This window comes from Enterococcus sp. C63 (genome assembly GCF_040887215.1).
Classification (GTDB): Bacteria; Bacillota; Bacilli; order Lactobacillales; family Enterococcaceae; genus Enterococcus_B; species Enterococcus_B hirae.
In genome coordinates, this window is sequence record NZ_JBFOFI010000001.1 from 222,448 (window position 1) to 235,094 (window position 12,647).

Genomic DNA, 12,647 nt, shown 5'->3' on the forward strand with positions numbered 1-12,647 from the left:
AATTACTAACCTAGTGATTTACTCATTTACTAAACTTTTAAGGATTATACGCCTTATATAGAAAAAATGCAAAAAAAGCATCGTATCCCAATGAATGAGAGACGATGCTTGCATTGAATTGAATAATCTAAATTATTGCGCAGAGATGGCAAGCCCGATTGCTTTTTCACCTAAGTGACTACCAATCACTGGACCAAAATGACCAATCTCAATGTCAGCATGCGGGTATTGCTTTTGTAATTTTTCTTTTTCTTGTATGGCAACTTCCAAATTATTTGCATGAATCACATAAAGTTTAACAGGTGGTGCAATTTCCTCATTTCGCATGCCGATGACTTTTTCGGCACGAGCGAAAGCTTTTTTACTTGAACGGATTTTTTCAAATAAAACGATTTTTCCTTCTGAAAAAGTCAAAATCGGTTTGATTTTAAGCAATCCACCTATCAATGCAGCCCCATTAGTCAAGCGTCCACCGCGTACTAAGTTGTTCAAGTCATCCACGATGAGATAAGCATACGTATTATCTCGGATACGATCGATATGTGCGATAATTTCTTCAAGAGATTGACCTTTTTGATTTAAATCTAGAGCAGCTTCTACCATGTGACCCATTGGCATACTCGTGATCTTAGAATCATAGGGAACGATTTTTACACCGTCAATGTCGTTTTTCATAGCATGTAATGTGTTGACAAAGCCGGAGATCCCAGAGGATAAATGGATACTTAAGATGGTATCGTATCCTTTTCTTTTCAGTTCTTCGTAAAGCGCCAGTACTTCTCCAACTGCAGGTTGTGAAGTGGTCGGGAAGTCTTTGCTTTTATTTAGAAGCCCATAGTATTCGTCAGCTTCTATGTCTATTCCTTCATTGTAGATTTTCCCATCCAAAATGACAGGGATCGGAATAACGAACAAATCAGGATGATTTTGGATTCGTTCAGGCAAATAAGCCGTACTGTCAGTAACTACTGCAAGTTTCATTTATTTAATTTCCTCATTTCAAAGAATTTTACCAGTCTATTTAACTATATCATAAGAAAGATGACATTTGAACCTCTCACTCAAAAAGTGAGAGAAACAATCTCGTCCCTCTCACTTTCTGTAGCTTTAAAAAATTATCATGAACTGGATGTTGTTCCTAATTTTTGGTTGAGTGATGCCGATGCTGGAAGTTTTTAAGTAATTGGAGCCCATTTCTGCCAAATTGAGCAAAGAGAAATGTCAGCCCACCTATTCCACCAAGGCCAACACAATAAACAACAGCATGGGCTTTCGACGTCATCGTCAATTGGAGGTTCAATAGGATAAATACAATCGAACAAAGAACCAGCATCAACAAGGTTGAGCGGAATGTTTTAAGAAAGAAAAATCTGATTTTAGCTAGAGGTGCGATTCGATACTCTTTACACATATAGAAATAACCTCTGATAAACACGATCGCAAAAGCCATTGTGTTTGAAAAACTCATACCATAACCGCCAAATAGTGCTAATCCGATCACTTGAAAGACAATTTTCAAAATAATCGCTTCAACGGTCAGCCGAATCGCAATCATATGATGGCTAAGTGATTGTAACATCGTTGAAAGAATCGTGAACAATGAAAAGAATAATGAAGCGAGTAAGGCAAATTGGAAATAGCCGACACTATCAGGATCATATCCAAAAAATAAGGTATACAATGGACCCGCCAATAATGACATCCCCGCAAGAGAAGGAAGTAAAATCAAGACAGCAATTGAAAAACTATCTCCTACTGTCTTTTCAATTTGCAAACGATCTTTTTTTCTCAAAGTACTTAAAATCGGCAAACTGCTGATTGCGACTGTACCAACCATAGAAATCAAGATCAATGTCAACTTGTTGGGATTAACTGATGCTCGACTAAATAAAAATTCCAATTGTTGATTCGTGATTTCAGGTCTGAAAAAATGCAACAACGGCTTCATCGTCACTTGGTCAATCATTTGCACGATGGTAATAACAGATCCCACAAAGATGAAAGGTAAAGTTTCACGAATGATCGATACCGACTCTGCCCGATTTTCATGCTTGAAATAGCGACTAGAGATCAAGAAATCTTTTAATTTGAAATAATCATTTTTTATTCCAACGAAATACATATGGATAATTGCTGCTAACCCACCAAAGAAGGATGCCACTGTACTGATCAGAACAGCTTCTAAAATCGTTCCATCGGTCAAGACGCGTAAGTAAAACGTTCCTGCTAAAATGACCAGGACACGAACCGCTTGTTCAATGATTAGTGAGGTCCCATAAGGTCTCAGATTGTTTTTCCCTTGAAAATAACCTCTCATTGCACTAAGAACTGGAATGGCGATCAATGACGGACACAAACTACGAATTGCTAAGATCCCATTATTTACATTTGCAATTGGGCTGATTCCTGCAAGCATCGGGGCAAAAAGATACATCAGCACAGCAGAAATGATTCCAATGACAAACATGATATTGATGGTACTGCGAAAAATCGTTCGACAGCCCTGTTCATCATTTTCTTTCGTTGCTACAGCGACTTTTTTAGCAATCGCATTAGGAAACCCAACTGTTCCCAGCATCAGGAACAAGCCATAAGGTAAATAACCTACATTGTATAAAGTGGTCGCTAACATTCCTTCTTGATTGTTCCCCATCATACTTAGCCATGGGATCAAGTAAACAACACCTAATACCTTACAAAGCAAATTAGCAAAGGTTAACCAAAATGTTCCTTGCATCAATTTTTTATTCATTAAATTTTCCTCAACTATCTATATTTAAATCAATACCTTTCCCATTATAGCAAAAATTCAAAGAAGGACAAATCATCCTTAAAATTTTAATAAAAAAGGCAAAAAAAAAAGCCATTCTCTAAAACTAAGAGAAGGCAAAATTTTGGAACTGTTTAAAACATCGACAGCAAAAATACTGAAGCAAGTCCAGTTACTACTGATAATGCCATAGAATGAGTTTTATACGCCACGCCAACTACGAGAACCATAGCTAAGATTTTGATATTCCAAGCAATGGCTAAATGTTCATGGGTAATAAAGACATCCTTGAATGCTAAAGCTGCGAATAGCGCCACTGGCACATATTTCATCCATTCACTAAACCATGAAGGGACTTTCCGATGGGTAAAATAGAGCATCGGGAATAGTCGTGGCACATAAGCCACCACGAATAAACTAAGTACTAAAAGAATAAGATACGTCTTAGTCATGATGTTGACTCTCCTGTTCTGGGAAGTTGAATAGTGGTTCATTGACATGTTTACCACGGTTTTTTAATCGTTTTAATTTTTTTGCCTTCTCTTTTTTGAAAGCTTTCTCTAAAGCAAACCCTGCAAAAGAGGCGATCACCGTCGCAGCAATTAAACCTAATGTATTTTGGAACATGACCATGAAAGTAACGCCTAATACACCAGAAAACAATCCTGTAAAAATGAGCAGCTTATTTTTCATTTGCATGACAAACATGAAGATAAACATCGCAGTCAGTGCAAAGTGAACGAGATCAGCATCTACATGGATAACAGAACCAAACATGTTTCCAATCATGTTACTACCTGTCCAAGAAGCCATCGAAAACCAATTTACATATAAAGCTTTACGCTTATTCCATGTAGGATCAGTTGAATATTTAAGATAATTAACCGCATAATTTTCATCATTTAACGATTGTGAAAATACCGCCAAGAATAGTCTCTTTTCTTTCTTCATAAAACCTGAAAGACTCGACCCTAACAATGTGTAACGTAATTCCAAGAAAAATACCATCAAAAGTGTCGTTGCAAAAGATGCTTGAGTTGTTAGCATCGAAGCAACTAAAAATTGCGCTCCACCAGAAAATACTAATATGGACAACAGACCGGTTAAGATTGGATCAAAACCCACTTTTTGCAATAAGACACCACAAGCTAACCCAACTGGTATATAACTTAAGCAAAGTGGCATTACTGCGTGCAAAGCCTGAATCCATGGCGCACTTTTCTTTTTATTCATCAAAATGTCTCCTTCAATTACAACAAATAAACAGCGGACTCATTGTAACATAAAAAAACGAAATTGTAGCCGTTTTATCTAAAAACAATATTATATTTTTCTCATTTTAAGCTTGAATCTTGAAATTTTAAATCATAAACAAGTTATTTTTATTGAACATAAAAGCATTGTTTTGCTGAAGAATCAGCATGTTCATCTTCGATAATTAGGGTCATATTTATCAGTTTCAATATAAATATAAACTTTTTTATCATTTAAAGACTGCCGAATCGTTTCTTCAATGTTATTGATGATTGCATGCGATTCATTCTCTGGGTGATCAAAGATATCGATTTTAGCAGCTACCAATACCTCAGTTGGGCTCAGATGGACGGTCTTTACATCGATCAAACGAGAGACTTCCGGACGCTCAAAGGCTTGCTTGATTTTAATCAAGTCACTCGTTGTCACACTTTCACCAACAATCAAACTATAAAATTCTTTTGCTAAGAAAATGGCAGCTCCCATCAACAATAATCCGATCAATAGGCCGCTAATCGCATCAAACGCCGTAATTCCTGTTACCATCGTCGAGACTGTTCCTACTAAAGCAAGAATGAGTCCGATCACAGCACAAAAATCTTCAGTAAAGATGATCAAAATTTCACTGTGACGACTTTCTCTCAAAAATTTCATCAATGATAACTTTTCGGTATTCAACTCATGGATTTCTTTCATAGCGATACGTAATGACGTTCCTTCAATGGCTAATCCAAAAATTAAAATAATGATAACGATCAATGAGTTATCAACTTCATGCGCAGGATGGGTCAATTTTTCAAAAGCTTCCATGACTCCCAAAGCTCCCCCACCAAAAAAGAGCATGGTTGCCACAATTGTGCTAAAAAAATATTTTGCTCTACCTTCGCCAAATTGGTGTAACTCGCTTTGCCCTCTATTCGCTCGTTTATCCCCAAAAAGCAAAAGGATTTGATTGCTGCAATCGACGATACTATGAATACTTTCATTCAGCATTGCCGCACTTCCACTAATGGCATAACCGACAAATTTACTGATTGCAACTAAAATATTCGCACCTAATGCGGCAATCACAGAGAACATCCCGCTCTTTTTAAAATTTTCCATCTTATTTCCTTCTTTCTTTTCTTCTCAACAGTTTCTCAGTTAACTATCTCTCGGAAGAACCGTGTGATCTATTGCCTGCAGACGGAACAAAAAACATGCGGCAATCTCTCTAAGGATTGCCACACGTTTATATCCTGTCTAAGCCTTTCGAACCATCAAAGGAACCAAAAATTCGTAATTGATAAAGAAATCAATCACTGATCGATGGTACTCCCCAGAAGAAACTTCAAGCATTGTTTGGTTTTTCTGATTTTTGGAAATGATCATGGATTGTCCTTTATCTAATAGAACTTGGTATTTTTCTTCTCCAATTTTTTCAAAATCATATTGAGGATTTTTCATCGCTACGATAAAGATGTCATCTAGTACCTGGTCAGTCAATTCAAATTGACTTTGAAGATTCAGATGTAACGGTTGGGTGTTATCTAGTAAGGTTTGCTTGACTAAGAAACCTAAGTGACGTGCATGAGCTAATATTTGGTTGAACTTATGATTGAAAATAGTCAGTTGACCAGCAGAGAATACCCGTTCAACAGACCAATAACGAATCAAAGATAACACACGGTCATCCTGAACCGTGATTTCCATCGTTTCTGGTGAAACTTCCAATAAGTTGAGTGATTCCACTTGGTATCGTTGATCAATCGTCGGAAGAACAAAAGAAAATACTAATTGATTGGACTCATTCAAACGATAGTTGATCGAAAAATGTCGTGTTTCCCAAGTATCATAAGTGGTATTAGAGAATTTCAAACCAATATCATTTAAAGGTTTTAGCAACTCATAAGTAAAGTATTCGATCAAACTTGTCTTACCAATCGGGGAAATAGGTTCTGCTTTTAAGATATAGCGTTCAAAAGCATCTAATAATTGTGAAAAGTCCGATTCAAGTAGATATTTCCGTAAGCGTAAATCCGCTAATTCTGCCTCTGCTGTTTCAATCAAAAGAACAATGTCTTGATGGTCTTTTTCTTTTGTTTCTAAATAGACTTGATTTTCCCTCGCTTCATGTGGATGACTGGATTCAATTGCCTCTAATTGTTCAGAAGTGACCTGTTCATTTTCATCAAGCAAATCATCTTCAGAAGCAGAGTGTTTGCTGGAGTTTTCAGGATCTGTTTCTATTGCTTCTTCCGTCACAGTCGTTTCTGCTAACGATTGTGCTTCCAGCTCTTCATTTTTTTCTAACTCTTCATGCTCATTCATTCCTCTACCCCTCCCTCTTGCATCGATACTTCTGGGTTTTTATGTGGGTCAACATTTCCTAAGTAATTCATTAGGAAATGATGGATGGTTTGACTGAACCCTTCTATCCCACCGAAGTAGCGATTGATTTGTCGTTGTTCTTTTTCAACGATCGCTGCACGTAATTGATTCGCTTTTGCTTCGTTAAGTAAAGCAGCTTTTTGATTTTGGATTTTTTCAGGTGCTTCAAGATAAGGCATCCAGCCTAATTTTTCATTCGATAATGCTTGTTTTTGTTTTTTTAGTTCTTGGATTTCTTCATCAATTTTTTTCCGATTTAAGAATCCTTTAGTGTCATCCAGATCAGAGATTTGGCGATCCACTTCTTTTAATTCTTCATCCAGACGATCGATCTCGGCTTTTGCAGTGATGACTTTAGCATCAAGTTCGTTAATTTGTTGACTGTAGTCATCCGGTTCTTGGTTTGCATAGGTGCCCCACTCTTCGTCAATTTGGGGCAAAACGAAAATTTCCGGTAGACTAGCATCGATGCCAATTGTTGGCCTTTCGTGATAATACGTACCGATCTTGTAATAACTCATCGTAGGAGAAATCTTTTCGACTAGCTCCATAAATGGAAATTCTTGAATAAAGCGATCATGGATTTTCCGCATTAATAGCTGATCGATTTCATGGTTTTCATTCGAACTTTTTTTCAATTCCTCATTTAAATGACCATTATACAGTTGATAGATTTCTGGAATGTTTTCTTCACGAACAGCTCTTTCAAATGCTTGTAAATCCTCTAACAGTTGAGATAGATTCGTACTAGCTTTTTCTTTGATATCAAAAAAAGTAGTGTCATCTTCTTGCTGAATGATGATTTCTTCGTTATTTTCTTGTGGTGTTTCTTTCATTTTGATTACCTCCTCACAGTTATCCACTTTCTTGGACAGAAGCACAATAGGTTGAGTTTACTTACTATTGAATTGATAATTTAATAGTACCATTTTATAGAAAAAAATGTTACAAAGGGCTTCCTCCTCTATGTATCTTTTAATCAATATTCATTGATTATCCACCGTTTTGATAAGGTCTGATTATTGTACTTTCACTATTGAATAATCTTACGTATCGAGAGTAAAACAAAAGAGTGGAAAGAGGATTGAAGCGACCTCCAAAAGTTAGATTCTAACTTTTGGGGGTTACTACAGATCCCCCCACTCTTTTTCACTCAGTAATTTTTTTATTTTTGAGGCAGATCTCTGGTTGTGAAGTGAATGCGCTGATTTTCATCACGAGATAATAGTGTTTCTTCATTCAAATAAGTAAACTTCATCTCTTCTAAATCAGTATTTTCGAGCATTTTTTCATAACCGGTAAAAATCGAACGGATATATTGTTTATATGCGTTTTTCTTTTTCTGTCTTTTTTTCATGTGACACCTTCCTTATCAAAACTATCATACCAATGAATTTAAGATGAAACAAGCCAGATTTGAGATTTTATCTGTTGTTTTAATCCGGTGTTAGTTACTAGTTGACGAAAATCAAAAAAAATGAAAAAATGCTTTAGTACTTAAGGAGGGAATCTCGTGAAAAAAATCGGTTTTGATTCAGAGAAATATATCGAAGAACAATCAGCATATATCCTTGAACGAGTGAATCACTATGACAAATTATATTTAGAATTTGGAGGCAAATTGGTCGATGATAAGCATGCCAAACGTGTTTTGCCTGGCTTTGAAGAAGATGCAAAAATCAAATTGTTACAAAAATTAAAAGATCAAGCAGAAATCTTGATTTGCGTCTACGCTGGAGACATTGAACGTAATAAAATTCGTGGGGATTATGGTATCACTTATGACATGGATATTTTACGCTTGATCGACGAAATGCGTGGCTACGGATTATCTATCAATAGTGTCGTCATTACTCGTTACAATGGTCAGCCAGCTACGAATGTCTTCGTCAATAAATTAGAAAGACGTGATATCAAAGTCTACAAACATTCAGAAATTGAAGATTATCCAATTAATGTTGAAAAAATCGTTTCTGAAAACGGCTTTGGCAAAAATGAATATATTGAGACCAGTAAGCCAATCGTTGTTGTTACTGCTCCTGGACCTGGTAGTGGCAAACTAGCAACATGTTTGAATCAGCTTTATCATGAAAGCCAAAAAGGACAATCAGCAGGTTATTCAAAATTTGAGACCTTCCCTGTTTGGAATGTCCCATTGAAACATCCACTAAACATTGCCTATGAAGCTGCCACTGTGGATTTAAAAGATGTCAATATGATCGATTCCTTCCATTATGATGCCTATGGCAAGGTTGCTGTAAACTATAATCGAGATGTTGAAACCTTTCCAGTAATCAAACGGATCATTGAAAAAATCACTGGTAAAGAATCAATCTATCAATCCCCTACCGATATGGGTGTGAATCGTGTGGGATTCGGAATCGTTGATGATGAAGTTGTGCAAGAAGCTTCTCGACAAGAAATCATCCGCCGCTATTTCCAAACAGAGTGTGATTTCAAAAAAGGATTGATCGATGAGGAAGCAGTAAATCGAATTAAATTGATCATGGAAGAAGTAGGTCTTCAGCCTGAAGACCGTCAAGTGGTATTGCCTGCTCACGAGTATGCAAAAACTGTTCAAAATGACAGCAACGATCCTTCTGCGGTGATCGCGATCCAATTACCCGATGAAGTGATCATTACAGGACGCACCAGTTCTTTAATGAATGCTTCTGCTGCCGTCATTTTAAATGCGATCAAACATTTGGCACATATCTCAGATAATATTCCATTGTTGTCGCCACTTGTTCTAGAACGTATTCAAGGGATGAAGTCTTCCGCACTGCATTCTTCCGTTGATACATTGAGCCTAAATGAAGTACTGATTGCTCTTTCGATCAGTGCGGTCACCAACCCTATCGCTCAAGTAGCTTATGACAAACTTGCTGAATTAGATGGTGCTCAAGCTCACTCGACAGTCATCGTCAATAAAAATGACGAACAAACGTTGAAACAATTAGGTATTGATATCACAAGTGCTCCCTTCTATCCATCGGAAAATTTATTTTATCAATAAGCATTATTTCTTTATGAACAAATAGCTGAATAAACTCTTAAAAGATTTTATTTAAATTGCACCTGAAAAAGTGCAACTGATAATCTTTTAAGAGTTTTATTTTGTTGTATCCGTTTCAATTGAAATGTATGCGTTTCAGTCTAAAAAAGCGATGATAATCTTAGCAAAAAATTAGTATTTTAACGATAAAACGTGTAAAATTAAACGGAATTTTGATTAGGAGTGATAGTTTGAGTCAGATTTTAGGAATTATTGGATTACTTTTTATTTTTAGCCTTGCTTTTTTGATTAGTACCAACAAGAAAGCCATCAAAGTAAAACCTTTACTATTGATGATCGTGTTGCAATTTATTTTTGGTTTTATTTTGTTACGAACGACTTTTGGTACAGCAGTCGTTTCCATGTTAGCGAAAGTATTCGATCATTTACTGGCGTTTGCAGGTGAAGGAGTCAATTTCGTTTTTGCTGGGGTAGCCAATAAAGGCAGTGCGCCGTTTTTCTTAAATGTTTTGATGCCGATTGTTTTTATTTCTGCAATCATCGGGATTTTGCGATATATCAAGATCTTGCCATTATTCATGAAGGCAGTTGGATTGGGTTTAAGTAAAATCAACGGTATGGGGAAATTAGAATCTTACAACGGTGTTGCTTCAGCAATACTAGGTCAATCTGAAGTTTTTATTTCAATAAAAAAAGAATTGCCTTTCTTATCTGAAAAACGTTTATTTACCATGAGCGTTTCTGCCATGTCGACTGTTTCGATGTCGATCGTAGGTTCTTATATGGCGTTGATCGATTCTAAGTATGTAATTACTGCGCTGGTATTGAACTTATTCGGTGGGTATATCTTGGCCTCCATCGTTAACCCCTATGAATTAGAAGAAAAAGAAGATGAGTTGATCATTGAAGAAAACAAAGAACAAACTTTCTTCCAAATGCTTGGAGAATATATTCTTGACGGCTTTCATGTAGCGATTACAGTAGCTGCTATGTTGATTGGATTTGTTGCTCTTATTGCTATGATCAATGCTATTTTTAGTGGAATCTTTGGGATCTCTTTCCAAGAAATTCTTGGTTACATCTTTGCTCCACTTGCATTTATCAGCGGGATTCCTTGGAAAGAAGCTGTGGATGCGGGTAGTATCATGGCGACGAAACTTGTGACAAATGAATTTGTTGCGATGACAGAACTAGCTACTGGGAATCTGCATTTTACTGAACGTACAACAGCTATTTTATCTGTCTTTTTAGTATCTTTTGCTAACTTCTCTTCCATTGGAATCATTTCGGGTGCTATGAAAGGTCTAAATGAAGAAAAAGGAAACTTAGTTGCGAAACATGGATTAAAAATCTTGTTGACTGCCACATTAGTCAGCTTTTTAAGTGCGATCGTCACTGGTTTATTAGTCTAAATGATTAAATTTAATTGAATTGTATATTTAAAACACTCTCTTTGCTCTTTAGACGATTTTCTAAAGACTCAAGAGAGTGTTTTTTATAAGACAAAATTTATTGTCGTCCACCTGGAATATCTATGCGAAAAGAACAATTGCTAAAAGAAACTTTCTCGTGTATCGTTAATAAAAGAAATAAAGGTTTAAAGGAGATTCATAATGAACAAATGTTATGTATTTATTGGTCCTTCTGGTTCAGGAAAAACTTCCATTGCTAATGTTCTATTTGAACCAAAAGAAAAAATTGTCACTTCGACGACTCGTTCTCCTCGAAAAGGTGAAACTGACCAAATAGATTACTATTTTCTCTCTGAAGACAAATTTGAACAGTTGATCACTGAACAGGCATTTGTGGAATGGGATGAATATGCGGGACATAAATATGGTTCAACAAAGAGGGAGATTTCTCAAAAGTTGAGTAATGGCGATTGTTATACGATTTTAACTGCTGCTGGTTTTTGGGCACTCTACCATGCATTTGGTGAACAGATTCAGCCAGTATTTGTGACTATCGCTAAAAATAAATTGAAGCAACGCTTAGAACAACGTGGAGATGCTCCAGAACAAATCAAAAAAAGGCTTGCTCTTTTTGAGCAAGACACGAAGGAATTAGATGAGTTAAAAAAACGACCAAACCTCATTGTTTTAGCAAATAATGAAGGGTTAGAATCCACCAAAAACCAATTTAAGCGACAAATAAAAATGCTCAAAGAATGATCTTATTTTGATAAACAGGATTGATTAGCAAAAAAATCTCTCACTAGCTTCAAAACATAAACTAGTGAGGGGGATCAAACCAATTTTTGTCGTTCTGCATGTCCAATACCACAAATCAGCGAATGTAGTTCTTCTACTTTAGAATACATGCGTAACCAATTAGTCGGCTGGTCTAATAATAAACTGAGCAGTTCTAAATGATGGACCAATGTCCATTTTTTCAATACACCTAAACCAGGAAATTTTTGTTGTTGTTTCAAAGAAAGCAAGGCTAATATACCCGTTGTAATCAATAGTTGATCTTGGTTCCTCAATACCCACTGTTGCATTTTTTCAACAGCTTCAAAAAACTTTAGTGCTTGATCCTTAGCTGAATCGTTCGTATCAGAAATAAAATGTTTTACTCTGAGATTACCATATGCATCAACATAGGTAAGATGAAGTGCCAATGCCCGACTAGGAAAACCTTTATCAAAATAGCGCCTTCCTTCAATCGTAAAATCTGAAAAGCCATGATTCCCCTCTTCTTTAAAAAACAAATAGTCGTCGCTAAAAAAATCATCTATTTTTTCGCTATAATCTTCTACGTGTTTTCTTGGTTTAAAGGCTTCTTTTATGATGATTTTGTTTTCTGGTAACCAGATATGGAACCGACTATGGTCTGGTAACAAAAAATGAGTATCCATTTTTGAAAGTTCTTTCCATATTTTTGGATCACGCGGCTGATGTTGTCCATCAAAAATGATCAATTTAGGTGGTTGCTCCATGATCTGTTGGTAATTATCGGACGTGATGATCATTGCATGTTGAATGGAACTATTTTCTTTTTCTTCCCATAAATGTAAATGTTCATCAAAAAGTTTGAACTGACCCACTTGGGGATTATCGATGATGATCAGCGGGTGATTTACTTTTTGGAATAACTCGACAACGTTTTTAAAGGTAGCTGAATCACGAACTGGTTCGATGATGGGAACCACCTTTTTAGATAATAGATTCTGTTGAATCATTTCTTTTAATGCTAAAAGATCAAACTGTTTCCCTCTCAAATAAGGATAGTACATAC

The 12,647-nt window shown here is 36.2% G+C and carries 12 protein-coding genes; 3 read left to right on the forward strand and 9 right to left on the reverse strand.

The window, feature by feature from the left end; all coding sequences use genetic code 11:
* Positions 1-132: 132 nt before the first annotated feature.
* The 8 genes from AB3H90_RS00985 to AB3H90_RS01020 form a co-directional block, all read right to left on the reverse strand.
* Complete coding sequence (locus tag AB3H90_RS00985; protein ID WP_010719160.1) at positions 133-981, reverse strand: DegV family protein; 849 nt, start codon at positions 979-981, stop codon at positions 133-135.
* Positions 982-1,138: 157 nt separating this feature from the next.
* Complete coding sequence (locus tag AB3H90_RS00990; protein WP_010737578.1) at positions 1,139-2,752, reverse strand: polysaccharide biosynthesis protein; 1,614 nt, start codon at positions 2,750-2,752, stop codon at positions 1,139-1,141.
* Between the two features lie 152 nt (positions 2,753-2,904).
* Positions 2,905-3,222, reverse strand: coding sequence for an AzlD domain-containing protein (locus tag AB3H90_RS00995; RefSeq protein ID WP_010737579.1), 318 nt, complete (start codon positions 3,220-3,222; stop codon positions 2,905-2,907).
* Positions 3,215-4,003, reverse strand: coding sequence for an AzlC family ABC transporter permease (locus tag AB3H90_RS01000; RefSeq protein ID WP_368015970.1), 789 nt, complete (start codon positions 4,001-4,003; stop codon positions 3,215-3,217). The genes AB3H90_RS00995 and AB3H90_RS01000 overlap by 8 nt, the downstream gene beginning before the upstream one ends.
* Positions 4,004-4,195: 192 nt before the next feature.
* The gene (locus AB3H90_RS01005) at positions 4,196-5,128 is read right to left on the reverse strand and encodes a cation diffusion facilitator family transporter (RefSeq protein WP_368015971.1); all 933 of its coding nucleotides are present in this window, start codon (positions 5,126-5,128) and stop codon (positions 4,196-4,198) included.
* 138 nt (positions 5,129-5,266) lie between these two features.
* The gene (locus AB3H90_RS01010) at positions 5,267-6,334 is read right to left on the reverse strand and encodes a hypothetical protein (RefSeq protein WP_181914988.1); all 1,068 of its coding nucleotides are present in this window, start codon (positions 6,332-6,334) and stop codon (positions 5,267-5,269) included.
* Entirely contained in the window at positions 6,331-7,230 is a 900-nt protein-coding gene (locus tag AB3H90_RS01015) for a viral A-type inclusion protein (protein WP_181914989.1), read from the reverse strand. The genes AB3H90_RS01010 and AB3H90_RS01015 overlap by 4 nt, the downstream gene beginning before the upstream one ends.
* A 329-nt stretch (positions 7,231-7,559) precedes the next feature.
* The gene (locus AB3H90_RS01020) at positions 7,560-7,751 is read right to left on the reverse strand and encodes a hypothetical protein (RefSeq protein ID WP_010719153.1); all 192 of its coding nucleotides are present in this window, start codon (positions 7,749-7,751) and stop codon (positions 7,560-7,562) included.
* Between the two features lie 156 nt (positions 7,752-7,907).
* Here AB3H90_RS01020 and AB3H90_RS01025 point away from each other — a divergent pair, with 156 nt between their 5' ends.
* The 3 genes from AB3H90_RS01025 to AB3H90_RS01035 all read left to right on the forward strand — a co-directional run bounded on the left by AB3H90_RS01025 (position 7,908) and on the right by AB3H90_RS01035 (position 11,581).
* Positions 7,908-9,410 (forward strand): DUF1846 domain-containing protein, encoded by a 1,503-nt coding sequence (locus tag AB3H90_RS01025; protein ID WP_053766017.1) that lies wholly within the window; start codon positions 7,908-7,910, stop codon positions 9,408-9,410.
* Between the two features lie 230 nt (positions 9,411-9,640).
* Positions 9,641-10,822: a NupC/NupG family nucleoside CNT transporter gene (locus AB3H90_RS01030; RefSeq protein WP_010719151.1), complete on the forward strand. Its 1,182-nt coding sequence runs from the start codon at positions 9,641-9,643 to the stop codon at positions 10,820-10,822.
* Between the two features lie 201 nt (positions 10,823-11,023).
* Positions 11,024-11,581, forward strand: a complete 558-nt coding sequence (locus tag AB3H90_RS01035; RefSeq protein WP_368015972.1) for a guanylate kinase — start codon at positions 11,024-11,026, stop codon at positions 11,579-11,581.
* A 74-nt stretch (positions 11,582-11,655) separates the two neighbouring features.
* Here AB3H90_RS01035 and AB3H90_RS01040 read toward each other — a convergent pair whose 3' ends face one another.
* Positions 11,656-12,645, reverse strand: a complete 990-nt coding sequence (locus AB3H90_RS01040) for a sce7725 family protein (RefSeq protein WP_368015973.1) — start codon at positions 12,643-12,645, stop codon at positions 11,656-11,658.
* Positions 12,646-12,647 lie beyond the last annotated feature (2 nt).

Bases quoted from the DNA above. Each gene is read 5' to 3' on its own strand.
- AB3H90_RS00985 (WP_010719160.1), bottom strand. From the start codon at position 981: ATGAAACTTGCAGTAGTTACTGACAGTACGGCTTATTTGCCTGAACGA.
- AB3H90_RS00990 (WP_010737578.1), bottom strand. From the start codon at position 2,752: ATGAATAAAAAATTGATGCAAGGAACATTTTGGTTAACCTTTGCTAAT.
- AB3H90_RS00995 (WP_010737579.1), bottom strand. From the start codon at position 3,222: ATGACTAAGACGTATCTTATTCTTTTAGTACTTAGTTTATTCGTGGTG.
- AB3H90_RS01000 (WP_368015970.1), bottom strand. From the start codon at position 4,003: ATGAATAAAAAGAAAAGTGCGCCATGGATTCAGGCTTTGCACGCAGTA.
- AB3H90_RS01005 (WP_368015971.1), bottom strand. From the start codon at position 5,128: ATGGAAAATTTTAAAAAGAGCGGGATGTTCTCTGTGATTGCCGCATTA.
- AB3H90_RS01010 (WP_181914988.1), bottom strand. From the start codon at position 6,334: ATGAATGAGCATGAAGAGTTAGAAAAAAATGAAGAGCTGGAAGCACAA.
- AB3H90_RS01015 (WP_181914989.1), bottom strand. From the start codon at position 7,230: ATGAAAGAAACACCACAAGAAAATAACGAAGAAATCATCATTCAGCAA.
- AB3H90_RS01020 (WP_010719153.1), bottom strand. From the start codon at position 7,751: ATGAAAAAAAGACAGAAAAAGAAAAACGCATATAAACAATATATCCGT.
- AB3H90_RS01035 (WP_368015972.1), top strand. From the start codon at position 11,024: ATGAACAAATGTTATGTATTTATTGGTCCTTCTGGTTCAGGAAAAACT.
- AB3H90_RS01040 (WP_368015973.1), bottom strand. From the start codon at position 12,645: ATGTACTATCCTTATTTGAGAGGGAAACAGTTTGATCTTTTAGCATTA.